This window comes from Rossellomorea sp. ABR4_004, assembly GCF_056159585.1.
The window spans coordinates 2428315-2452924 of record NZ_JBSWVM010000001.1; the positions used below are offsets into that span (position 1 = coordinate 2428315).

The following is a 24610-nucleotide window of genomic DNA, read 5'->3' on the forward strand; positions in this document are numbered from 1 at the left end:
GAGTCTGATGAAGCCAGGTACACTTCGTCAAATTCTATTAATTACGGATGGTTGCTCAAATCAAGGTGAAGACCCGATTGCGATGGCGGCTCTTGCAAAGGAACAGGGAATCTCAGTGAACGTCATTGGGGTCATGGATAATGATGTGATAGATGATAATGGAATGCAGGAAATTGAAGGAATTGCTCTATCGGGGGGTGGAGTGAGTCAGATTGTATATGCACAGCAGCTTTCTCAAACCGTACAAATGGTCACGCGTAAAGCGATGACACAAACCTTGCAGGGAGTTGTGAATAAAGAGCTGAAGCAAATCCTCGGTAAATCCGCATCCATGGAGGAGCTTCCTCCCGAACAACGCGGGGAGGTCATGGAGGTTGTCGATGAACTGGGAGAGTCCGTTGACATGGAAGTGTTGATTCTTGTCGATACGTCTGCGAGTATGAAGCATAAGCTTCCCACAGTTAAGGAAGCCTTATTAGACCTGTCATTGAGCCTGAATGCCAGAATGGGTGATAATAAATTTTCCGTCTTTGTATTTCCCGGGAAACGACAAGATGTCGAAAAATTGCTGGATTGGACACCAAAACTCGAAACATTGACGAGTATTTTCTCTAAATTGTCTCCAGGCGGAATTACTCCAACAGGTCCCGCGATCTCAGAAGCTATCACCCACTTTAAGAAAAAACGTTCTTTAAGGGGATTGCTCTCTCGTGGCGATGATGAACAATACTTCGAAGAAACCATTTAATTTCCCGCCTGGAACAGTTGTAAGAGGGAAATGGTATAAGCAGATCTACACGATTGTAAAGGAATTAGGATATGGTGCGAACGGGATCGTCTACCTGGTACAAGGTTCTTCAGGATACCAGGCGTTAAAGATGAGTGATAGCAATGTATCCATTACCTCGGAAGTGAATGTATTGAAATCTTTCTCGAAGGTCCAAGGTGCTCCCCTTGGGCCAAAGCTTCTTGATGTGGATGATTGGGAGTATCGGGGACAGAAAATACATTTTTACGTGATGGAATATATTCAAGGTACTGACTTGCTGTCATTTGTTCAATCGAAAGGATTTTCGTGGACGGGTGTACTCATTGCTCAGCTCTTGACAGATCTGGAGCGAATTCATAAGGAAGGATGGGTCTTTGGGGATTTAAAACCTGAAAACTTGATCGTCACCGGCCCTCCATACCGGATTCGCTGTATTGATGTTGGGGGGACGACCATCAATGGACGGGCAATCAAAGAGTTTACGGAGTTTTTTGATAGAGGATATTGGGTGGGGGGTTCGCGAAGAGCCGAACCTTCTTATGATCTTTTCTCTGTTGGGATGATCCTCATTAATTTAGCCTATCCAGGGCGTTTCACAAAGGCAGGAAACGGGAATATGCAACAATTAAGGCAGGCTATCGGTTCCAAGGACCAATTGAAGAAGTTTGAAGGATCGATCCTTGATGCCCTGGAAGGGAAATTTCAATCTGCCAGTGATATGAGGGTCAGCCTCCTGAATGGACTTTCTTACTCTCAGCCGGCACAGCAGACCCAATCCAAACCTAAAGTCAATAAACCTGTTTCAACGAGCGCTCATGCAAGCTCATCAGCTCCGCATAGCAGATATCAAAATCAACGAAATAAAAAATCCAGTCACTTTCTTGAGACTGTGCTCGTGGTGATGATTGTTTCGTTGTTATATGTTTTGTATATCTATGGAGAATTGATGTAGCGTAAGAGTGTGAGAATTCAGTAGGAATTGATACAATGGGGAAAACGGTTTTAGGAAGAGGAAGCGTTATGTTAGAGCAAACGATTAAAAGGTTTATTCAAGAATATTGTTTGATTGAAAAAGGAGATCGTATTATGGTGGCAGTGTCGGGAGGCCCTGATTCCTTAGCGCTGCTCCATTTTCTTGATTCGAATAAAGCTGAGTGGCAAGTAGAAGTCATGGCGGCTCATCTTGACCATATGTTCAGAGGAGACGAATCCTATAAGGAACTCTTGTTCGTGAAAGAATACTGCAATAAGCGAAACATCCCTTTTTACGCTGAAAGAGTGGATGTATCAATGGAGATTGAACGGACGAATGGAAGTATGCAGGAAATGGCCCGTCAAATTCGCTACGCATTTTTGATGGAGGTCATGGAAGAGGCGTCTGCTACGAAATTAGCACTTGGCCATCATGGGGATGATCAAGTAGAAACCATCTTGATGAAGTTGACAAGAGGAGCATCCGGGGCTGGCAGAGCGGGGATTCCCTTGAAACGATCCATTGCTGCAGGTTTGATCATACGGCCGTTTCTATCTGTTACAAAGGAGCATATTGAGGAGTATTGTGAAAAGCACGACCTAAACCCGAGGAGAGACCCCAGTAATCTGAAGGAAGATTACACTAGGAACCGGTTCAGAAAAAAGGTTCTTCCTTTTTTAAAAAAAGAGAACCCTCATGTTCATCTCCAATTTCAACGATTTAGTGAAGAATTGGCGGAAGATGAGGCATATTTAGAGGAATTAACATGGGATAAGTTGAATAAGGTATGGAATAACACTGAGGATTTCTCCTCTTTACATATCGATGGTTTTCTTGCAATGCCTCAGCCTTTACAAAGAAGAGGGATTAATCTAATATTAAACTATCTTTACAAACTTAGACCATCTTCCTTATCGTCTATACATATTTACGATGTATTGGGTATATTAAAAGGAAAAACGCCTAATGCCAGCTTGGATTTACCAAAAGGGTTAAAGGTAACAAGGGCGTATCATACATGTTATTTTCATTTTGGGGAATTAGCGTTAACCGAAGCTCCTTATTGTCACGAGATAAAGGTTAATAAAATGCTTGAACTTCAAGGTGGATATCAGTTCCTTCTTTATTTTTCTTCCTCGTTAACAGAGGATCGTACCGGTGATAGGATCTACATCGATCCGGACAAGGTTACCCTGCCTTTATATGTGCGTACGAGAAAGAGCGGAGATCGAATGAAAGTGAAGGGGTTGGAAGGCTCAAAGAAGCTTAAGACACTCTTTATTGACGAAAAAGTTCCTGTTCACCTCCGTGACGAGTGGCCGATTGTAGTGGACGCAGATAACCACATACTTTGGGTTCCGGGAATGAAAAAGTCTCATTACGATTTGGGAGAAGAGCAAGAAAATAGTTTAGTACTACAATTTAAGAGCAATCATCTTCTAGGAGGCAGTTGAACATTGTTAAACCAAGATATTGAAAAAGTGTTAATTTCAGAAGAAGAACTTCAAGAAAAGATTAAAGCATTAGGTGCACAATTAACAGAGGAATATCAAGACCGTTTTCCTTTGGCAATTGGAGTTTTAAAGGGTGCAATGCCATTCATGGCCGACCTTTGTAAACGTATGGATACTCATATGGAAATGGATTTCATGGATGTATCCAGCTACGGGAACTCTACTGTCTCTTCAGGAGAAGTAAAGATTGTGAAAGATTTAGATACAAAAGTTGAAGGTCGGGATATCCTGATCATTGAAGATATCATCGACAGTGGTCTGACATTAAGTTACCTGGTGGAGCTATTCCGTTATCGTAAAGCGAAATCCATCAGCATTGTCACGCTGCTTGACAAGCCGACTGGACGTAAAGCTGATATCAAAGCGGACTATGTGGGCTTTATTGTTCCTGACGAGTTCGTCGTCGGATATGGTCTGGATTACGCTGAAAGATACCGTAATCTGCCGTATATCGGAGTTTTAAAACCAAGAGTGTATACAACAGGAGAATAAGTATAATCTAAAGAGGAATCTTGTAAGTGCAATTTGTTGTAATGCCATGATTTTCTATGATACTATTTTACTTAGTTTGTTTACCGTGGGAGGAGGTAAGGGATGAACCGGATCTTTCGAAACACCATATTCTATTTACTGGTCTTTTTAGTGATTATAGGTGTGGTGAGTTATTTCAGTAACAACAACGAGCCAACCAAAAATATCGAGTACAGTACGTTTATTAATAACCTTGAAGACGGAGACGTTTCTTCTTTTTCAATTCAGCCCGGCAGGGGCGTTTATGAAGTAAAAGGACAGATGGAAGGGGCTAAAGAAGGAGAGTACTTCTTAACCTATGTCCTTACTACAGATGGAAAGTTAATGGAGAAGATCAATACGGCAGCATCAGAGCAAGGAATTGATGTGGAAGTATTACAAGCCAAAGAAACTAGCGGCTGGGTATCTTTCTTTACAACGATCATTCCATTTGTCATTATCTTTATTCTGTTCTTCTTCTTACTTAACCAGGCTCAAGGCGGCGGAAGCCGTGTCATGAACTTTGGGAAAAGCAAAGCAAAGCTATACAGCGAAGAGAAGAAGAAAGTTCGCTTTAAAGATGTAGCGGGTGCAGATGAAGAGAAGCAAGAACTTGTAGAGGTAGTGGAATTCTTAAAGGATCCACGCAAATTCTCTGAAGTGGGTGCCCGTATTCCAAAGGGTGTCCTTCTGGTAGGACCTCCGGGTACAGGTAAAACCCTACTTGCACGAGCAGTGGCTGGAGAAGCGGGAGTTCCTTTCTTCTCAATCAGTGGTTCCGACTTCGTTGAAATGTTTGTCGGTGTCGGTGCATCTCGTGTACGTGATTTATTCGAAAATGCAAAGAAGAATGCACCTTGTATCATTTTCATTGATGAGATTGATGCAGTCGGTCGTCAACGTGGAGCAGGTTTGGGTGGAGGTCACGATGAGCGTGAACAAACCCTTAACCAGTTACTAGTTGAAATGGATGGTTTTGGAGCTAACGAAGGTATTATCATCGTCGCTGCTACAAACCGACCAGACATTCTGGATCCGGCACTATTACGTCCAGGACGTTTCGACCGTCAGATTACAGTAGACCGTCCAGACCTTAAAGGACGTGAAGCGGTTCTTAAAGTTCATTCGCATAATAAACCGCTTGATGATTCAGTGGATCTAAAAGCGATAGCTATGAGGACGCCAGGCTTCTCTGGTGCCGATTTAGAAAACCTTCTGAACGAAGCAGCTCTTGTGGCAGCTCGTGAGGATAAGAAGAAAATCGATATGCGTGATATTGATGAAGCAACAGACCGTGTCATTGCAGGTCCTGCTAAGAAGAGCCGCGTCATATCTGAAAAAGAACGTAAAATCGTGGCTTTCCATGAAGCGGGTCACACCGTTATCGGATTAGTCCTTGATGAAGCAGATATGGTACATAAGGTGACCATCGTCCCTCGTGGGCAAGCAGGCGGATATGCCGTTATGCTTCCGAAAGAAGATCGTTACTTTATGACGAAACCTGAGCTTCTTGATAAGATTACAGGATTACTTGGTGGTCGTGTAGCAGAGGAAATCATCTTCGGTGATGTATCAACCGGTGCTCACAATGACTTCCAACGTGCAACTGGAATCGCACGTAAAATGGTCACTGAATATGGTATGAGTGATAAGCTTGGACCACTTCAGTTCGGCCAATCTCAAGGTGGTCAAGTGTTCTTGGGACGCGACATCAATAGTGAGCAAAACTATTCAGATGCCATCGCATACGAAATTGACTTAGAAATGCAGCGTCTAATCAAAGAGAGCTACGAGAGAGCGAAGCGAATTCTTACTGAAAATCGCGACAAGCTTGAACTCATTGCGAAAACATTATTAGACATCGAAACATTGGATGCGGCACAAATCAAGCATTTAATGGATCACGGTAAACTACCGGAACGTATCTATGAATCCGACCAGGAAAATAGTGACGTGAAAGTAAATATCCAAAAGAAAAATGAAGAAAACGTGATCGAAGAAGATACGGCTTCAAAAGAAGACGATTCTAACTCAGATCGCACATAATATTGAGGGATGCATCCATTTATGGGTGCATCCTTTTTTTATTTTGATTATATGCTTGGGTCTGACCAAGCCGGTTCCGCTTTTGTACCTATTCTAAATAAATTATGGTATGATGTTGGCAGTGTGAAAACAATTGGCTTAGTAGGTGAGGATATTGATTTTTGTAATGGATGTAGGGAATACCAATATTGTGTTTGGTGTGTATGAAAATGACCATTTAAAATATCATTGGAGAGCTGAAACGAATCGACATAAAACGGAAGATGAGTTTGGAATGCTTGTGAAGAACCTGTTCGAGCATGTGAAGCTGACGTTTGACGAGATTGACGGAATCATCATTTCCTCCGTGGTCCCTCCAATTATGTTTAGTTTGGAACGTATGTGTGAGAAGTATTTTAATATTACTCCCCTCGTCGTGGGTCCTGGTATAAAAACCGGCTTAAATATCAAGTATGAAAACCCAAGGGAAGTCGGAGCGGATCGAATCGTCAATGCTGTCGCTGGTATTCACGAGTACGGTGGTCCTCTCATTATTGTCGACTTCGGTACAGCGACGACGTATTGCTATATCAATGAGGAAAGACAATATATGGGTGGTGCGATTGCGCCTGGAATCGGCATTTCAACAGAAGCCCTGTACTCCAAGGCTGCTAAATTGCCAAGGATTGAAATTGCCCGTCCTGAGCACATCATTGGCAAGAATACCGTAACGGCTATGCAAGCGGGTATTCTATATGGATATGTTGGACAAGTAGAAGGTATCGTTCAAAGAATGAAAGCACAAAGTAAGAAGGAACCAACTGTCATTGCTACGGGAGGGTTAGCAACATTGATTTCCAAAGAATCCAACAGCATTGACGTCGTAGATCCCTTCCTGACATTAAAAGGATTAAAATTAATCTACAAGAGAAACATGAACTAAAGTGAAAGGAGCTTCAACCATGAGCGACTATTTAGTAAAAGCGTTGGCCTATGATGGCCAGGTTCGTGCTTATGCAGTGAAAAGCACGGATACAGTAGGAGAAGCACAAAGAAGACATGGAACATGGCCGACTGCATCAGCGGCATTAGGCAGAAGCATTAGTGCCGGAGTGATGATGGGGGCAATGCTGAAAGGTGAAAATAAATTAACGATCAAAGTAGAGGGCGGTGGCCCGATCGGCGCCATTCTTGTAGATAGTAATGCAAAAGGGGAGGTCAGAGGTTATGTGACCAACCCGCATGTACACTTCGATTTGAACGAGCAAGGGAAACTCGATGTCCGTCGTGCAGTTGGTACAACCGGAACGTTATCGATTGTAAAAGATATCGGCATGAGAGATCATTTCTCCGGTCAGGTTCCGATTGTATCAGGAGAACTTGGAGAGGACTTCACGTATTACTTCGTCACTTCAGAACAGGTGCCTTCTTCTGTAGGTGTAGGTGTGCTGGTGAACCCTGATAATTCAATTCTTGCAGCAGGTGGATTTATCCTGCAGCTAATGCCGGGAACGGATGATGAAACGATTACGAAGATTGAGGAACGCCTGGCTAAAATCCCTCCGATCTCAAAATTAATTGAAAAGGGACTCACACCTGAAGAGGTATTAGAAGAGGTACTTGGTAAAGGGGAAGTCAAAGTACTTGAAACGCTTCCCGTGGCATTTAAATGTCAGTGTAATAAAGAACGTTTTTCGAATGCCATCATCAGCTTAGGGGAGCAGGAAATTCAAGAAATGATTGATGAAGATGGAAGTGCAGAAGCAAGCTGTCACTTCTGTAATGAAACGTATGTGTTTTCTAAAGAAGAATTAGAAGAACTGAAAGCAAACGCAAAGCAGTAAATCAGATTCAGGGAGAATGGGAGAAATGAGAATTAAACGGTCTGTACTCATGGTTATGGTCGGGGTACTACTTGTCACAAACATCATTACACTCTTGTGGAATCGCTCTTCGGAGGGAAGTGGTACACCCGAAGTTGTGGCAACGGTCGGCGGAGAGTCAATTACCCGGGAGGACTGGTTGTATACCCTAGAGCAAAAACATGGCAAAGAAGAGTTGAAGGCATTGATCAATCAACAAGTGATTGACCAATTAGCGAAGAAATATGATATCTCCGTATCGGATAAAGAAGTAGAGCAGGAATATTATTTCATACAATCTGTTTATAATGCCCACAATGAGGAAAATCTTGAAGAAGAAGATTCACTAAAGGCTCAAATCAGATCTGAATTGTTATTAGAGGAACTTCTCACGAAGGATGTCCAAGTTCATGAAAAAGAGTTGAAGAGCTTCTATAATCAAAACGAGCATCTGTACTCTATTTCTAAAATGTATAAGCTGAAGCAGCTGAAGGTGGCTGATCAATCAGAAGCAGCGCAAGCATTGGAAGAGCTTGAAGCAGGCTCTGACTTTGAAGCGTTGGCCATGGAGCGTTCAAGTGATGAGCAAAGTGCTCATTTAGGGGGAGACATTGGGTATGTTCCTCTTAGTGGAGATTTCCTATCTTCAGAAGCGTCAGAAGAAATAGAGTCTCTCTCCCCGGGTGAATGGACAAAACCGATTCGAGAGGATTCAGAATACGTTATTTATTATGTAGACGATGTTTTGCAAGAAAGACATTTTTCGTTCAAAGATGTAAAGTCTCAAATTCGCAGACAAATTGCTTTAGAGCAAGTAGAAACACCACTGCAGCCCGAGTCCTTTTGGAAAGAGGTTGAAGTGGACTGGTTTTACGGAAAACAGAACTAGAGGGGGCTGGCCAATTAAAGGTCAGCTTCTTTTACATAGAGAGACACTTTTTAACGAAACATAGGATAAATGAAGTATGCATACATATAACCTAGAGTAGAGGCAATTTGGTCTCATCCGACAAACATAAAGGGAGCATGGGGGATGGATGATACACCCCAGACCAAGGTCGTGTGGGGTGAACATTGTGTAGGCTTTTTAATTGACAAATTTATTGAATATTGTTACATTTTTAAAAAACCAACAAATTTACTTGGAATTAGGAGTGATGAATGAATGGTGAGAGTAGCCAATTCAATTTCGGAATTAATAGGTCAGACTCCGGTGGTAAAACTGAATCGATTAGTAGATGAAAATAGTGCAGATGTTTACTTGAAATTAGAATATATGAACCCGGGAAGCTCGGTAAAGGATCGTATCGCATTAGCGATGATTGAAGCAGGGGAAGAAGAAGGTACGATTAAACCCGGGGACACGATTGTTGAGCCCACGAGTGGAAATACCGGTATTGGTTTAGCGATGGTAGCTGCCGCAAAAGGATACCGTGCTTTACTGGTCATGCCTGATACAATGAGTATGGAGAGACGCAACCTGTTACGTGCGTACGGTGCAGAATTAGTATTAACGCCAGGAGCTGAAGGAATGGGAGGCGCCATTCGCAAAGCTGAAGAGTTAGCGAATGAAAAAGGCTATTTCATGCCACAGCAATTCAAAAATACAGCCAACCCGAAGGTGCATAGAGAAACAACCGGACCTGAGATCGTCGAACAAATGGGCGATCAACTGGATGCATTCATTGCTGGTATTGGAACAGGGGGTACGATTACAGGCGCAGGGGAAGTACTGAAGAAGCATTACCCATCAATCGAGCTCTATGCCGTGGAACCTTCAGATTCACCTGTGTTATCAGGAGGAAAACCTGGTCCTCATAAAATCCAAGGAATCGGTGCCGGGTTTATCCCTGAAATCTTGGATACGGATGTATATAATCATGTCATTCAAGTTGAAAAAGATGCGGCTTTCGACTATGCAAGAAGAGCAGCTAAAGAAGAGGGGATCCTGGGCGGGATTTCTTCTGGGGCAGCCATCTATGCAGCTGTTGAAGTGGCGAAGAAGTTAGGGAAGGGGAAGAAAGTTCTTGCCATCATCCCTAGTAACGGAGAACGCTATTTAAGTACTCCTCTTTACCAATTTGATGAAGAATAATAATAAGAGACGGACCCTGAAGAATGAATTCTTCAGGGTCCGTTTTTTGTTAATCTGTTGAAACTCTCATTGGAATAGTCCCCTTCAAGATTCAATCCCCGCTCCACCATCCCCCTCACATAATTTCAAGTTTTTAACGATGAAACCTGCCCGAAGTTCATGTATCATGAAAGGAGATAAAGAATAGGAGTGTGAAGGGTCAGTGCAGCACCTATATTTCCATAAGAACCATTCAACCAAAGAACAATTTTTTGCAGCGTACGAACAACTTAGTCAACATCAATCACATCATATATTGTTAGAAAGTGGACGGGGTGGACGATATAGCGTTGCTGGACTACAACCTGACGTCATTATACAAAGTGTTTCGGAAGGGTTGCGCATACAAGACTCTTCGGGAGTTAAAACGATAAATGGAGACCCGTTGATTCAAATGGAGAAGTGGATGTTGCCGCTTCGTATGGAAAGAAGAGAAGATCTTCCTGATTTCCAGGGAGGCGTGATCGGGTTTCTTAGTTATGATTATGCAAGAAACATTGAGAGACTTCCCGCTTTGGGGCGGGATGATCTGGAAATTCCGGACCTTTATTTCTATTACCTGAAGGAATGGGTGGTCTTCGATCATCAGGAAAACATCTTATGGACGATGATTCTTTCTGATGGAGAAACGGAATCTGCCGAGAATAAGCTATCAAGATGGACTTCCTCTTGGACAAATGCTATTTCTTCACTAATGGAATGTGAGGAGGATCCTGGGAAACACGAGACAGCAGGCATCGAAGTATCGATGGATGAAGAAGAATTCTCAGAGGCCGTAAAACAAATCCAATCCTATATCTCTCAGGGTGATGTGTTTCAGGTGAATTTATCCGTCCGACAATCTCAAGAATTGAAGGCTGAGCCATACACGGTATATAAAAAGCTTCGAGAATTAAATCCCTCGCCTTACATGAGCTACATTCATAGCCCGGATTTTCAAATTGTTTCAGGGTCACCGGAATTACTGGTGAAGAAAAAAGGAACTGAAGTAAGTACAAGACCGATTGCAGGTACACGCTCCCGGGGAATAAATGCTGAAGAAGATGAGAAACTTGCTCTTGAACTGATCAATAATGAAAAAGAAAGAGCAGAGCACGTGATGCTTGTGGACTTGGAGCGAAACGACTTAGGCAGGGTTTGCCAATACGGTACAGTTGAAGTCAATGAGTTCATGGTCATCGAAAAATACTCCCACGTGATGCACATTGTTTCAAATGTAAGAGGAACACTAGATGAAACGAAAACGGGAGCGGACCTCATTCGATCTGTTTTCCCTGGTGGAACGATTACCGGAGCCCCTAAGGTGAGAACGATGGAAATCATCGAAGAACTCGAGCCGGTTAGAAGAGGGATTTACACAGGGTCCATAGGCTGGATTGGCGTCAATGGAGATATGGAGCTGAATATCGTCATTCGGACGATGCTTGTGAAAGAAGGAAAAGCCCATATTCAAGCGGGTGCGGGAGTCGTGATTGATTCCAATCCTAAGTATGAATACAAAGAATCCTTGAAGAAAGCGAAAGCCCTTTGGGTAGCGAAAGCCAGGGCGGAAGGAGAAACCCTATGATTCTCATGATTGATAACTACGATTCATTCACCTATAATCTTGTGCAATTTTTAGGAGAGCTAGGGGAAGAGCTGATCGTGAAACGAAATGACGAGATCACATTAGATGAGATTGAGGCATTGTCTCCGGATTACCTGATGATTTCTCCGGGGCCGTGCAGTCCGAATGAAGCGGGTGTGAGCCTTGAGGCGATCAGAACCTTTGCCGGAAAGATTCCGATTTTCGGCGTGTGCCTGGGTCACCAATCGATTGCCCAGGTCTTCGGAGGGGATGTTGTTCGCGCAGAACGGTTAATGCATGGAAAGGTCTCACCCATGATCCATGATGGGGAAACCATTTTCAAAGACATGCCCAATCCTTTCGTGGCAACAAGGTACCACTCCCTGATCGTTAAAAGAGAAACCCTTCCTCAATGCTTTGACATTTCAGCCGAAACGAAAGAAGGGGAGATCATGGCGATCCGTCATAAACAGCTGCCGATCGAAGGGGTGCAGTTCCATCCGGAATCCATCATGACGGAACAAGGGAAACAGCTGCTCCTTAACTTTTTAACGACATATAAAAAAATTGAGATGGTTTTATAAATGTACCTATATCTTAACGGAGAAATCGTTCATGCATCAGAGGCGGTCATTTCCCCTTACGATCACGGATATTTATATGGGTTGGGCGTGTTTGAAACCTTTCGGACGTATGATGGTCATCCGTTTTTGCTAAAGGATCATTTGAAGAGGCTTTCTCATGGATTAAAGGAATTGAATATTGCAGCAGACCTGGATGAAGAAAAGATCAGGAATGCAATCACAACCCTTTTAAATAAAAATGGCTTGAAGGATGCATATTGCCGGTTCAATGTATCCGGTGGGGCTGGGGAAATAGGGTTACAAACGACCCCTTATGAGGATGCGACGGTGATCCTTTTTCAAAAAGAATTGCCTCCTTCTTTGCCATTAATAGAAAAAGAAGGTGTGCTGCTTCAGTTAAGAAGAAACACACCGGAGACAGGGGAACGATTGAAATCCCATCATTACCTGAACAATATGGCGGCTAAACGGGAAATTGGACCATCCCCTCACCAGGAAGGGATATTCCTTACAAAAGAAGGCCATCTCTGTGAAGGGATAACGTCCAATCTTTTCTGGGTAAAAGACGCAGAATTGTATACACCAGCTGTAGGGACAGGGCTCCTAAACGGGATAACGCGTCAGTTCATCCTTGCCCTTTCGGATCGAATGCAGATGCCGGTCCGTGAAGGAATGTTCGGGAAAGGCCAATTACTGGATGCTCATGAGGTTTTCTTTACGAATTCTGTGCAAGAGATCATACCGGTAAACAAAATCGACTCTGTGAATTTCCCCGGACGAGATGGAGAGTTTACAAGGCTGCTTCATGATCAATACAGCAAGTATACAGCACAGTTGAATTCAATTAAGGAATTATAGCAGGGGGAGTCGAGCAATGAAGTGCGGGAAATATGAACTTAACTTTTCAGAGAAAACTCTTATTATGGGGATTTTAAATATCACACCTGATTCATTCTCGGACGGTGGTTCGTTCAATGAATTGGACCGGGCTGTAGAGCGTGCGAAAGAAATGGTTGAGATGGGGGCAGACATCATTGACATCGGCGGAGAGTCCACCAGACCAGGACACGAGGTCGTACCTGCTGATGAAGAAATTTCACGAGTCGTTCCGATAATAGAGGCGATCTCCCAAGAAGTGAACGTACCAATCTCCATCGACACATATAAAGCAGAGACGGCACGGAAAGCTCTCGAAGCTGGAGCAAGCATCATTAACGATGTATGGGGTGCGAAAAAGGATCCTGAAATGGCACAAGTAGCGGCAGAAACGGGTGTCCCGATTATTCTCATGCATAACCGGGACGACAAGGGATATAGCCACTTCGTTCGGGATGCTATACAAGATTTGCAGGAAAGTATCTTCCTGGTAAAAGATGCAGGGGTGAAAGACGAACAAATCATCCTGGATCCTGGCATCGGGTTTGCCAAAACAGTACAATTAAATATCGAAATGATGAGAAACTTGGATGTTCTTGTTTCACTAGGATATCCTGTCCTCTTGGGAACGTCACGGAAATCTATCATTGGACATGTGCTCGACCTTCCCGTAGAGGAACGGATGGAAGGCACAGGTGCCACGGTATGCTACGGGATTCAAAAAGGGTGTCACATCGTACGTGTTCATGATGTTAAGGAAATGGCACGGATGGCGAAAATGATGGACGCCCTCGTTGGAAAGGAGAAATTGTATGGATAAGATTCTATTGAACGAAATGGAGTTTTACGGCTATCATGGTGTATTCCAGGAAGAAAACAAACTTGGACAACGTTTTCGAGTTAGCGTAGAGTTGCATTTAGATTTAAAGAAGTCCGGCCAAAGTGATCAGCTTGAGGACTCCGTAAACTATGCGGAGATCTATTCCATCACCAAATCTGTTGTCTGTGGAGAACCGAAGAATTTAGTGGAAGCAGTCGCTGAAGACATCTCTTCCCGGATCTTAGAAACATTCCAAGTCGTAGAGAGTTGTAAAATTACACTAATCAAGCCTGATCCACCTATTCCTGGACATTACCAATCGGTGGCGGTGGAGATTAATAGGAGTCGATAGGATGAATACTGCATACATTTCACTTGGTTCCAATAAGGGAGACAGGGCGGGTTATTTAGAAAAAGCCATAAACATTTTAGGTAGTCATGGTAAGATAGAGGTAACGAATCGATCCTCTATGTATGAAACAGATCCAGTAGGATTTACAGAACAAGGTAATTTTTTGAATATGGTCATCGAAATTCGTACCAGTCTAAGTCCAGAAACTCTATTACATCAGTGCTTGCAGGTGGAAATTGACCTTGGAAGAGAAAGGGAGTTCAAATGGGGTCCGCGAATAATAGACCTTGATATTTTACTCTATAATCAAGAAAATATTGAATCAGAGAATCTCCTCATTCCTCACCCGAGGATGCAAGAAAGAGCATTTGTGTTAATCCCGTTATTAGAGGTTGCTCCACGTTTAGAGCATCCATCTTTTAATGCCCCGTTCGTTGAATTTCTGGACGAAATACCTGACAAAGAAGGAGTTCGGTTATGGAAACAGATAAATGGGGAAGACGCATTCGTGCATTCAGAAAGCTGAAAGGGTATACTCAGGAAGGTTTGGCCAAGGAACTTTCCATCTCTGTTTCGGTCCTTGGAGAAGTGGAGAGAGGCAGTCGGATACCGAAAGAAGATTTCTTAGTGAACGTTGCAGAAGTATTGAACATACCACTGCATGAGCTGATCCCTCATGAAGAATCTGAACGTAGTGAGTGAACGCCGGTTAATTCACCTGTATATCCTTTTATGTTATTCTAGAAAAGGCTGGAACCAATTCGTGACTCTGTCACCAGGTTGGATCGGCCTTTTTTAGATTTTTTCAACCTCTATTTAACTCTCCGAAGTACGTTTCTGAAATAACTCATACTTTAGGGGTGTTACAAACATAGATATTGTGTAAAATAGTATGGTATATAATCGTATTAGTCTAGTAAAGCAAGAAGATAGAATAGGAGTGAAACACATGAGTCACGAAGAAATCAATGACCAGCTTCGAGTAAGACGCGAAAAAATGGAATCAATCCGTGATAAGGGACTTGATCCATTCGGCAAACGCTATGATCGTACTCACAGTTCATCCGAGATCAAATCTCAATTCGATGAATTTTCTAAAGAAGAACTAGAAGAGAAAGATATTGCTGTTACCATCGCAGGTCGTATCATGACAAAGCGTGGAAAAGGGAAAGCGGGATTCGCCCACCTGCAGGACTTAGCTGGACAAGTTCAAATCTATGTTCGTAAAGATGCGATCGGTGAAGAAGCATACGAACTATTCAATACAGCAGACCTCGGAGATATCGTAGGGGTTACAGGTACAATTTTTAAAACAAAAGTGGGAGAGCTTTCAGTAAAAGCGAAAGAATTCCACCTTCTAACGAAAGCACTGCGCCCATTGCCTGAGAAGTTCCATGGTTTAAAAGACGTAGAGCAGCGCTATCGTCAACGTTACCTGGATCTAATCACAAGCCAGGAAAGCAAAGAGACGTTCATCGCCCGCAGTCGTATCATCCAATCCATGAGAAGATACCTGGATAACAACGGTTACTTAGAAGTAGAAACACCAATGATGCATGCCATCGCAGGGGGAGCATCTGCCCGTCCATTCAATACACATCACAACGCTCTTGATATGCCATTATTCATGCGTATCGCAATCGAGCTGCACTTAAAGCGCCTGATTGTTGGTGGACTTGAAAAAGTATACGAAATCGGACGTGTATTCCGTAACGAAGGTGTGTCTACAAGGCATAACCCTGAGTTCACGATGATCGAGCTTTACGAAGCATACGCAGATTACCGTGATATCATGGCTCTTACTGAAAATCTTGTAGCTCATATTGCGAAGGATGTATTCGGTTCTACCACGGTTCAGTATGCAGATTATGAAATAAACCTGGAGCCACAGTGGACCCGCCTTCACATGGTTGACGCCGTTAAAGAACAGACTGGTGTGGATTTCTGGAAAGAAATGTCCGATGAAGAAGCACGTGCCCTTGCGAAAGAACACGGCATCGAAATCAAAGACAATATGCAATACGGTCATGTGGTAAATGAATTCTTCGAACAAAAAGTGGAAGATAAGCTTATTCAGCCAACATTCATCTATGGTCATCCGGTGGAAATTTCTCCACTCGCCAAGAAAAATGATGAAGATCCACGATTCACAGATCGTTTTGAGTTATTCATCGTCGGACGTGAACACGCGAATGCCTTCACGGAGCTTAATGATCCAATCGATCAAAGAGAACGTTTCGAAGCGCAACTGAAAGAAAGAGAAGAAGGAAACGACGAAGCCCACATGATGGATAATGATTTCATCGAGGCTCTTGAATATGGTATGCCGCCAACAGGTGGTCTTGGTATCGGTATCGACAGACTTGTTATGCTGTTAACCAACTCTCCATCTATTCGGGACGTTTTACTATTCCCATTAATGCGTCATCGTGATTAATCGTGTGTTAAAGAACAGCGGGGGCTCAATGCTCCTGCTTTTTTTTGAATGTTAATCGAATGATGGTAGATAATAATCCGGAGAAATAAAGTCAGATTCACCAATTAGGTCTAAAGGCATCTTATTCGAACAAAAAAATTACGGTAAAAAGAATGAAACGAATGTCTTTTGTCTTATAATGTATAGCTGATGAAAAAGATTTGAAAAATCTATTGCGCCCATATTTAGAAGGTGGTATAGTATTATCTGTTGCCGCAAAACGCGACAAACTTAATAAAAACTTTTTAAAAAAAGTTATTGACTTAAACGAGTCGGTAATGTAATATTTAAAGGGTCGCTTCAAACAGAAGCACTTACACATTGAACCTTGAAAACTGAACAAAACAAGACAATACGTCAACGTTAATTCTAGATTTATTTTTAAAGAGCTATTCAAACTTTTATCGGAGAGTTTGATCCTGGCTCAGGACGAACGCTGGCGGCGTGCCTAATACATGCAAGTCGAGCGGATTGATGGGAGCTTGCTCCCATCAGTCAGCGGCGGACGGGTGAGTAACACGTGGGTAACCTGCCTGTAAGACTGGGATAACTCCGGGAAACCGGGGCTAATACCGGATAACTCATTTCCTCGCATGAGGAAATGTTGAAAGGTGGCTTTTAGCTATCACTTACAGATGGACCCGCGGCGCATTAGCTAGTTGGTGAGGTAACGGCTCACCAAGGCGACGATGCGTAGCCGACCTGAGAGGGTGATCGGCCACACTGGGACTGAGACACGGCCCAGACTCCTACGGGAGGCAGCAGTAGGGAATCTTCCGCAATGGACGAAAGTCTGACGGAGCAACGCCGCGTGAGTGATGAAGGTTTTCGGATCGTAAAACTCTGTTGTTAGGGAAGAACAAGTACCGTTCGAATAGGGCGGTACCTTGACGGTACCTAACCAGAAAGCCACGGCTAACTACGTGCCAGCAGCCGCGGTAATACGTAGGTGGCAAGCGTTGTCCGGAATTATTGGGCGTAAAGCGCGCGCAGGTGGTTCCTTAAGTCTGATGTGAAAGCCCACGGCTCAACCGTGGAGGGTCATTGGAAACTGGGGGACTTGAGTGCAGAAGAGGAAAGTGGAATTCCAAGTGTAGCGGTGAAATGCGTAGATATTTGGAGGAACACCAGTGGCGAAGGCGACTTTCTGGTCTGTAACTGACACTGAGGCGCGAAAGCGTGGGGAGCAAACAGGATTAGATACCCTGGTAGTCCACGCCGTAAACGATGAGTGCTAAGTGTTAGGGGGTTTCCGCCCCTTAGTGCTGCAGCTAACGCATTAAGCACTCCGCCTGGGGAGTACGGTCGCAAGACTGAAACTCAAAGGAATTGACGGGGGCCCGCACAAGCGGTGGAGCATGTGGTTTAATTCGAAGCAACGCGAAGAACCTTACCAGGTCTTGACATCCTCTGACAACCCTAGAGATAGGGCTTTCCCCTTCGGGGGACAGAGTGACAGGTGGTGCATGGTTGTCGTCAGCTCGTGTCGTGAGATGTTGGGTTAAGTCCCGCAACGAGCGCAACCCTTGATCTTAGTTGCCAGCATTCAGTTGGGCACTCTAAGATGACTGCCGGTGACAAACCGGAGGAAGGTGGGGATGACGTCAAATCATCATGCCCCTTATGACCTGGGCTACACACGTGCTACAATGGACGGTACAAAGGGCAGCAAGACCGCGAGGTTTAGCCAATCCCATAAAACCGTTCTCAGTTCGGATTGTAGGCTGCAACTCGCCTACATGAAGCTGGAATCGCTAGTAATCGCGGATCAGCATGCCGCGGTGAATACGTTCCCGGGCCTTGTACACACCGCCCGTCACACCACGAGAGTTTGTAACACCCGAAGTCGGTGAGGTAACCTTTTGGAGCCAGCCGCCTAAGGTGGGACAGATGATTGGGGTGAAGTCGTAACAAGGTAGCCGTATCGGAAGGTGCGGCTGGATCACCTCCTTTCTAAGGAAGATTTAACTAAAACGTTTGACAGTCGAAGTTTTGTTCAGTTTTGATGGTTCAACCATCAGGGATTTTTGCGAAAGCAAAATATCCTTCCATATTGTCTCTTACGAGATCAAAATGTGTTTGTTCTTTGAAAACTAGATAAAGATATAATTGATAGTCAAGAAATTACCGAGTATCGCCATTTTAGGTTTTAAACCTGATGTAACAACCAATTCGGTTAAGTTATGAAGGGCGCACGGTGGATGCCTTGGCACTAGGAGCCGACGAAGGACGGGACTAACACCGATATGCTTTGGGGAGCTGTAAGTGAGCTTTGATCCAGAGATTTCCGAATGGGGGAACCCATTGTTCGTAATGGAACAATATCCTTACTTGAATACATAGAGTATGGAAGGCAGACCCAGGGAACTGAAACATCTAAGTACCTGGAGGAAGAGAAAGCAATTGCGATTCCCTGAGTAGCGGCGAGCGAAACGGGATGTAGCCCAAACCAAGAGGCTTGCCTCTTGGGGTTGTAGGACACTCTATACGGAGTTACAAAGGAATGAAGTAGACGAAGAAGTCTGGAAAGGCTCGTCAAAGAAGGTAACAACCCTGTAGTTGAAACTTCATTCCCTCTTGAGTGGATCCTGAGTACGGCGGGACACGTGAAATCCCGTCGGAAGCTGGGAGGACCATCTCCCAAGGCTAAATACTCCCTAGTGACCGATAGTGAACCAGTACCGTGAGGGAAAGGTGAAAAGCACCCCGGAAGGGGAGTGAAATAGAACCTGAAACCGTGTGCCTACAAGTAGTCAGAGCCCGTTAACGGGTGATGGCGTGCCTTTTGTAGAATGAACCGGCGAGTTACGATCCCATGCAAGGTTAAGTCGATGAGACGGAGCCGCAGCGAAAGCGAGTCTGAATAGGGCGAATTGAGTATGTGGTCGTAGACCCGAAACCAGGTGATCTACCCATGTCCAGGATGAAGTTCAGGTAACACTGAATGGAGGTCCGAACCCACGCACGTTGAAAAGTGCGGGGATGAGGTGTGGGTAGCGGAGAAATTCCAATCGAACTTGGAGATAGCTGGTTCTCTCCGAAATAGCTTTAGGGCTAGCCTCATGTGTAAGAGTCTTGGAGGTAGAGCACTGTTTGGACTAGGGGCCCTCATCGGGTTACCGAATTCAGACAAACTCCGAATGCCAAAGACTTATCCATGGGAGTCAGACTGCGAGTGATAAGATCCGTAGTCGAAAGGGAAACAGCCCAGACCACCAGCTAAGGTCCCAAAGTATACGTTAAGTGGAAAAGGATGTGGAGTTGCTTAGACAACCAGGATGTTGGCTTAGAAGCAGCCACCATTTAAAGAGTGCGTAATAGCTCACTGGTCGAGTGACTCTGCGCCGAAAATGTACCGGGGCTAAACGTATCACCGAAGCTGTGGATTGACACCTCTAGGTGTCAGTGGTAGGAGAGCGTTCTAAGGACTGCGAAGCTAGACCGTAAGGACTGGTGGAGTGCTTAGAAGTGAGAATGCCGGTATGAGTAGCGAAAGATGGGTGAGAATCCCATCCACCGAATGCCTAAGGTTTCCTGAGGAAGGCTCGTCCGCTCAGGGTTAGTCGGGACCTAAGTCGAGGCCGATAGGCGTAGACGATGGACAACAGGTTGATATTCCTGTACCACCTCTTTTCCGTTTGAGCAATGGGGGGACGCAGGAGGATAGGGTAAGCGCACTGCTGGATATGTGCGTCTAAGCAGTTAGGCTGATGATGAGGCAAATCCCATCATCGCGAAGGCTGAGCTGTGATAGCGAGCGAATTATAGTAGCGAAGTTCCTGATTCCACACTGCCAAGAAAAGCCTCTAGCGAGGAAAAAGGTGCCCGTACCGCAAACCGACACAGGTAGGCGAGGAGAGAATCCTAAGGTGAGCGAGAGAACTCTCGTTAAGGAACTCGGCAAAATGACCCCGTAACTTCGGGAGAAGGGGTGCTCTGGTAGGGTGCAAGCCCGAGAGAGCCGCAGTGAATAGGCCCAGGCGACTGTTTAGCAAAAACACAGGTCTCTGCGAAGCCGTAAGGCGAAGTATAGGGGCTGACGCCTGCCCGGTGCTGGAAGGTTAAGAGGAGTGCTTAGCGCAAGCGAAGGTGCGAATCGAAGCCCCAGTAAACGGCGGCCGTAACTATAACGGTCCTAAGGTAGCGAAATTCCTTGTCGGGTAAGTTCCGACCCGCACGAAAGGCGTAACGATCTGGGCACTGTCTCAACGAGAGACTCGGTGAAATTATAGTACCTGTGAAGATGCAGGTTACCCGCGACAGGACGGAAAGACCCCGTGGAGCTTTACTGTAGCCTGATATTGAATTTTGGTACAGCTTGTACAGGATAGGTAGGAGCCTTGGAAGCCGGAGCGCCAGCTTCGGTGGAGGCATCGGTGGGATACTACCCTGGCTGTATTGAAATTCTAACCCGCGCCCCTTATCGGGGTGGGAGACAGTGTCAGGTGGGCAGTTTGACTGGGGCGGTCGCCTCCTAAAGAGTAACGGAGGCGCCCAAAGGTTCCCTCAGAATGGTTGGAAATCATTCGCAGAGTGTAAAGGCACAAGGGAGCTTGACTGCGAGACCTACAAGTCGAGCAGGGACGAAAGTCGGGCTTAGTGATCCGGTGGTTCCGCATGGAAGGGCCATCGCTCAACGGATAAAAGCTACCCCGGGGATAACAGGCTTATCTCCCCCAAGAGTCCACATCGACGGGGAGGTTTGGCACCTCGATGTCGGCTCATCGCATCCTGGGGCTGTAGTCGGTCCCAAGGGTTGGGCTGTTCGCCCATTAAAGCGGTACGCGAGCTGGGTTCAGAACGTCGTGAGACAGTTCGGTCCCTATCCGTCGTGGGCGCAGGAAATTTGAGAGGAGCTGTCCTTAGTACGAGAGGACCGGGATGGACGCACCGCTGGTGTACCAGTTGTCTTGCCAAAGGCATCGCTGGGTAGCTATGTGCGGAAGGGATAAGTGCTGAAAGCATCTAAGCATGAAGCCCCCCTCGAGATGAGATTTCCCATCACGTATGTGAGTAAGATCCCTAGAAGATGACTAGGTAGATAGGTCAGAGATGGAAGCATGGCGACATGTGGAGTTGACTGATACTAATCGATCGAGGACTTAACCACAAAGAGTCATTTTAAAATGAACAACAATTGGTCGGTATTCGGCTTTCTTGACATCAATTCTTTATCTAGTTTTGAAGGAACAACCCTTCAATTGAATATTGTCTGGTGACAATGGCGAAGAGGTCACACCCGTTCCCATGCCGAACACGGAAGTTAAGCTCTTCAGCGCCGATGGTAGTTGGGGGATCTCCCCCTGTGAGAGTAGGACGTCGCCAGGCGATATATATTACGGAGGATTAGCTCAGCTGGGAGAGCATCTGCCTTACAAGCAGAGGGTCGGCGGTTCGATCCCGTCATCCTCCACCATGTTCTTTATGAAAATGAAGTAAACTACAGTAAATTGCACTAGTAAAATATCTTTCCTTGAACTGCTTCAGTGAAACAACTTTCCAATAAGTAGTCTTCATCTAAAAGCAAACCAATTAAATATGCCGGTGTAGCTCAACTGGTAGAGCAACTGACTTGTAATCAGTAGGTTGGGGGTTCAAGTCCTCTTGCCGGCACCATTGTTTTTTTATTTTGTCTCGTTTTTTTATTTTGAGAGCCATTAGCTCAGTTGGTAGAGCATCTGACTTTTAATCAGAGGGTCGAAGGTTCGAATCCTTCATGGCTCACCATAGATTTTTGTTTGCGCAAAATATCTTATCGTTTTGCAACAGCAAAACACCATGCGGGTGTGGCGGAATTGGCAGACGCACCAGACTTAGGATCTGGCGCCGCAAGGCGTGGGGGTTCAAGTCCCTTCACCCGCACCATTATAGTTCGCGGAAGTAGTTCAGTGGTAGAACACCACCTTGCCAAGGTGGGGGTCGCGGGTTCGAATCCCGTCTTCCGCTCCAGACTAGCCGGGGTGGCGGAACTGGCAGACGCACAGGACTTAAAATCCTGCGGTAGGTGACTACCGTACCGGTTCGATTCCGGTCCTCGGCACCAAAGTTTTTTGCTTCAGCAAAATAACTTTCCTTGTTTAGTGTTTAATGAATTGTTTAGCGCCCGTAGCTCAATTGGATAGAGCGTTTGACTACGGATCAAAAGGTTAGGGGTTCGACTCCTCTCGGGCGCGCCATATATTTCGGGAAGTAGCTCAGCTTGGTAGAGCACTTGGTTTGGGACCAAGGGGTCGCAGGTTCGAATCCTGTCTTCCCGACCACCTTATTTGGGGCCTTAGCTCAGCTGGGAGAGCGCCTGCTTTGCACGCAGGAGGTCAGCGGTTCGATCCCGCTAGGCTCCACCAAAAAGTTTTTTAAAAAAGTCATTGACACCTACCGGGTGTAAATGATATGATAATCAAGTCGCTTCAAACAGAAGCATTTACACATTGAACCTTGAAAACTGAACAAAACAAGACAATACGTCAACGTTAATTCTAGATTTGTTTTTAAAGAGCTATTCAAACTTTTATCGGAGAGTTTGATCCTGGCTCAGGACGAACGCTGGCGGCGTGCCTAATACATGCAAGTCGAGCGGATTGATGGGAGCTTGCTCCCATCAGTCAGCGGCGGACGGGTGAGTAACACGTGGGTAACCTGCCTGTAAGACTGGGATAACTCCGGGAAACCGGGGCTAATACCGGATAACTCATTTCCTCGCATGAGGAAATGTTGAAAGGTGGCTTTTAGCTATCACTTACAGATGGACCCGCGGCGCATTAGCTAGTTGGTGAGGTAACGGCTCACCAAGGCGACGATGCGTAGCCGACCTGAGAGGGTGATCGGCCACACTGGGACTGAGACACGGCCCAGACTCCTACGGGAGGCAGCAGTAGGGAATCTTCCGCAATGGACGAAAGTCTGACGGAGCAACGCCGCGTGAGTGATGAAGGTTTTCGGATCGTAAAACTCTGTTGTTAGGGAAGAACAAGTACCGTTCGAATAGGGCGGTACCTTGACGGTACCTAACCAGAAAGCCACGGCTAACTACGTGCCAGCAGCCGCGGTAATACGTAGGTGGCAAGCGTTGTCCGGAATTATTGGGCGTAAAGCGCGCGCAGGTGGTTCCTTAAGTCTGATGTGAAAGCCCACGGCTCAACCGTGGAGGGTCATTGGAAACTGGGGGACTTGAGTGCAGAAGAGGAAAGTGGAATTCCAAGTGTAGCGGTGAAATGCGTAGATATTTGGAGGAACACCAGTGGCGAAGGCGACTTTCTGGTCTGTAACTGACACTGAGGCGCGAAAGCGTGGGGAGCAAACAGGATTAGATACCCTGGTAGTCCACGCCGTAAACGATGAGTGCTAAGTGTTAGGGGGTTTCCGCCCCTTAGTGCTGCAGCTAACGCATTAAGCACTCCGCCTGGGGAGTACGGTCGCAAGACTGAAACTCAAAGGAATTGACGGGGGCCCGCACAAGCGGTGGAGCATGTGGTTTAATTCGAAGCAACGCGAAGAACCTTACCAGGTCTTGACATCCTCTGACAACCCTAGAGATAGGGCTTTCCCCTTCGGGGGACAGAGTGACAGGTGGTGCATGGTTGTCGTCAGCTCGTGTCGTGAGATGTTGGGTTAAGTCCCGCAACGAGCGCAACCCTTGATCTTAGTTGCCAGCATTCAGTTGGGCACTCTAAGATGACTGCCGGTGACAAACCGGAGGAAGGTGGGGATGACGTCAAATCATCATGCCCCTTATGACCTGGGCTACACACGTGCTACAATGGACGGTACAAAGGGCAGCAAGACCGCGAGGTTTAGCCAATCCCATAAAACCGTTCTCAGTTCGGATTGTAGGCTGCAACTCGCCTACATGAAGCTGGAATCGCTAGTAATCGCGGATCAGCATGCCGCGGTGAATACGTTCCCGGGCCTTGTACACACCGCCCGTCACACCACGAGAGTTTGTAACACCCGAAGTCGGTGAGGTAACCTTTTGGAGCCAGCCGCCTAAGGTGGGACAGATGATTGGGGTGAAGTCGTAACAAGGTAGCCGTATCGGAAGGTGCGGCTGGATCACCTCCTTTCTAAGGAAGATTTAACTAAACGTTTGACAAGTCGAAGTTTTGTTCAGTTTTGATGGTTTGATATCCATCAAAACTTTTTGTCTCTTAC

The 24610-nt window shown here is 45.5% G+C and carries 17 protein-coding genes, 9 tRNA genes and 4 rRNA genes; all 30 read left to right on the plus strand.

Features of this window, described 5'->3' with window-relative positions; genetic code table 11:
* Nucleotides 1–7 precede the first annotated feature (7 nt).
* The 30 genes from ACXAF2_RS12270 (at nucleotide 8) to ACXAF2_RS12415 (ending at nucleotide 24522) form a co-directional block, all read left to right on the plus strand.
* Entirely contained in the window at nucleotides 8–748 is a 741-nt protein-coding gene (locus ACXAF2_RS12270) for a VWA domain-containing protein (protein ID WP_044340612.1), read from the plus strand.
* Entirely contained in the window at nucleotides 717–1721 is a 1005-nt protein-coding gene (locus tag ACXAF2_RS12275) for a protein kinase domain-containing protein (RefSeq protein WP_475139185.1), read from the plus strand. The genes ACXAF2_RS12270 and ACXAF2_RS12275 overlap by 32 nt, the downstream gene beginning before the upstream one ends.
* Nucleotides 1722–1789: 68 nt before the next feature.
* Nucleotides 1790–3196: a tRNA lysidine(34) synthetase TilS gene (tilS, locus tag ACXAF2_RS12280; RefSeq protein ID WP_475138977.1), complete on the plus strand. Its 1407-nt coding sequence runs from the start codon at nucleotides 1790–1792 to the stop codon at nucleotides 3194–3196.
* Between the two features lie 3 nt (nucleotides 3197–3199).
* Nucleotides 3200–3748 carry a hypoxanthine phosphoribosyltransferase gene (hpt, locus tag ACXAF2_RS12285; RefSeq protein WP_034762998.1) on the plus strand — a complete coding sequence of 183 codons (549 nt, stop codon included), beginning with the start codon at nucleotides 3200–3202 and terminating at the stop codon, nucleotides 3746–3748.
* Nucleotides 3749–3850: 102 nt separating this feature from the next.
* A complete protein-coding gene (gene ftsH / locus ACXAF2_RS12290) occupies nucleotides 3851–5812 on the plus strand; it encodes an ATP-dependent zinc metalloprotease FtsH (RefSeq protein ID WP_475138978.1) in 1962 nt (653 codons plus the stop codon).
* 154 nt (nucleotides 5813–5966) lie between these two features.
* On the plus strand, nucleotides 5967–6734 hold the full coding sequence (locus ACXAF2_RS12295) for a type III pantothenate kinase (RefSeq protein ID WP_172655809.1): 768 nt from the start codon (nucleotides 5967–5969) through the stop codon (nucleotides 6732–6734).
* Nucleotides 6735–6753: 19 nt separating this feature from the next.
* The gene (gene hslO, locus ACXAF2_RS12300; RefSeq protein ID WP_475138980.1) at nucleotides 6754–7635 is read left to right on the plus strand and encodes an Hsp33 family molecular chaperone HslO; all 882 of its coding nucleotides are present in this window, start codon (nucleotides 6754–6756) and stop codon (nucleotides 7633–7635) included.
* 25 nt (nucleotides 7636–7660) lie between these two features.
* Nucleotides 7661–8542, plus strand: a complete 882-nt coding sequence (locus ACXAF2_RS12305; protein ID WP_475138981.1) for a peptidyl-prolyl cis-trans isomerase — start codon at nucleotides 7661–7663, stop codon at nucleotides 8540–8542.
* Nucleotides 8543–8818: 276 nt separating this feature from the next.
* Nucleotides 8819–9748 (plus strand): cysteine synthase A, encoded by a 930-nt coding sequence (gene cysK / locus ACXAF2_RS12310; RefSeq protein ID WP_475138983.1) that lies wholly within the window; start codon nucleotides 8819–8821, stop codon nucleotides 9746–9748.
* A gap of 202 nt (nucleotides 9749–9950) precedes the next feature.
* Entirely contained in the window at nucleotides 9951–11354 is a 1404-nt protein-coding gene (gene pabB, locus ACXAF2_RS12315; protein ID WP_475138984.1) for an aminodeoxychorismate synthase, component I, read from the plus strand.
* Nucleotides 11351–11938: an aminodeoxychorismate/anthranilate synthase component II gene (pabA, locus tag ACXAF2_RS12320; protein WP_475138985.1), complete on the plus strand. Its 588-nt coding sequence runs from the start codon at nucleotides 11351–11353 to the stop codon at nucleotides 11936–11938. Before pabB ends, pabA begins: the two co-directional genes overlap by 4 nt.
* Nucleotides 11939–12796 (plus strand): aminodeoxychorismate lyase, encoded by an 858-nt coding sequence (gene pabC / locus ACXAF2_RS12325; protein WP_475138987.1) that lies wholly within the window; start codon nucleotides 11939–11941, stop codon nucleotides 12794–12796. It begins immediately after the preceding gene.
* Nucleotides 12797–12812: 16 nt separating this feature from the next.
* On the plus strand, nucleotides 12813–13634 hold the full coding sequence (folP, locus tag ACXAF2_RS12330) for a dihydropteroate synthase (protein ID WP_475138988.1): 822 nt from the start codon (nucleotides 12813–12815) through the stop codon (nucleotides 13632–13634).
* A complete protein-coding gene (gene folB / locus ACXAF2_RS12335) occupies nucleotides 13627–13986 on the plus strand; it encodes a dihydroneopterin aldolase (RefSeq protein ID WP_148971404.1) in 360 nt (119 codons plus the stop codon). Before folP ends, folB begins: the two co-directional genes overlap by 8 nt.
* Before the next feature lies 1 nt (nucleotide 13987).
* Complete coding sequence (gene folK / locus ACXAF2_RS12340; RefSeq protein ID WP_475138989.1) at nucleotides 13988–14512, plus strand: 2-amino-4-hydroxy-6-hydroxymethyldihydropteridine diphosphokinase; 525 nt, start codon at nucleotides 13988–13990, stop codon at nucleotides 14510–14512.
* Nucleotides 14464–14688: a helix-turn-helix domain-containing protein gene (locus ACXAF2_RS12345; protein WP_475138991.1), complete on the plus strand. Its 225-nt coding sequence runs from the start codon at nucleotides 14464–14466 to the stop codon at nucleotides 14686–14688. Before folK ends, ACXAF2_RS12345 begins: the two co-directional genes overlap by 49 nt.
* A gap of 238 nt (nucleotides 14689–14926) precedes the next feature.
* A complete protein-coding gene (gene lysS, locus ACXAF2_RS12350; protein ID WP_475138992.1) occupies nucleotides 14927–16423 on the plus strand; it encodes a lysine--tRNA ligase in 1497 nt (498 codons plus the stop codon).
* A gap of 440 nt (nucleotides 16424–16863) precedes the next feature.
* Nucleotides 16864–18415, plus strand: a 16S ribosomal RNA gene (locus ACXAF2_RS12355).
* Between the two features lie 221 nt (nucleotides 18416–18636).
* A 23S ribosomal RNA gene (locus ACXAF2_RS12360) occupies nucleotides 18637–21572 on the plus strand.
* 101 nt (nucleotides 21573–21673) lie between these two features.
* A 5S ribosomal RNA gene (rrf, locus tag ACXAF2_RS12365) occupies nucleotides 21674–21790 on the plus strand.
* Nucleotides 21791–21802: 12 nt separating this feature from the next.
* Nucleotides 21803–21878, plus strand: a tRNA-Val gene (locus ACXAF2_RS12370).
* 124 nt (nucleotides 21879–22002) lie between these two features.
* Nucleotides 22003–22078 (plus strand) — tRNA-Thr (locus ACXAF2_RS12375).
* A gap of 35 nt (nucleotides 22079–22113) precedes the next feature.
* Nucleotides 22114–22189: transfer RNA gene (locus tag ACXAF2_RS12380), tRNA-Lys, on the plus strand.
* A 53-nt stretch (nucleotides 22190–22242) separates the two neighbouring features.
* Nucleotides 22243–22327, plus strand: a tRNA-Leu gene (locus ACXAF2_RS12385).
* A gap of 9 nt (nucleotides 22328–22336) precedes the next feature.
* Nucleotides 22337–22411: transfer RNA gene (locus tag ACXAF2_RS12390), tRNA-Gly, on the plus strand.
* A gap of 5 nt (nucleotides 22412–22416) precedes the next feature.
* Nucleotides 22417–22505: transfer RNA gene (locus tag ACXAF2_RS12395), tRNA-Leu, on the plus strand.
* 56 nt (nucleotides 22506–22561) lie between these two features.
* Nucleotides 22562–22638: transfer RNA gene (locus ACXAF2_RS12400), tRNA-Arg, on the plus strand.
* 7 nt (nucleotides 22639–22645) lie between these two features.
* A tRNA-Pro gene (locus ACXAF2_RS12405) sits at nucleotides 22646–22722 on the plus strand.
* Between the two features lie 8 nt (nucleotides 22723–22730).
* Nucleotides 22731–22806: transfer RNA gene (locus ACXAF2_RS12410), tRNA-Ala, on the plus strand.
* A 164-nt stretch (nucleotides 22807–22970) separates the two neighbouring features.
* A 16S ribosomal RNA gene (locus tag ACXAF2_RS12415) occupies nucleotides 22971–24522 on the plus strand.
* Together the 16S, 23S and 5S rRNA genes with 9 tRNA genes alongside form the textbook arrangement of a ribosomal RNA operon.
* The last annotated feature ends 88 nt before the right edge of the window (nucleotides 24523–24610 follow it).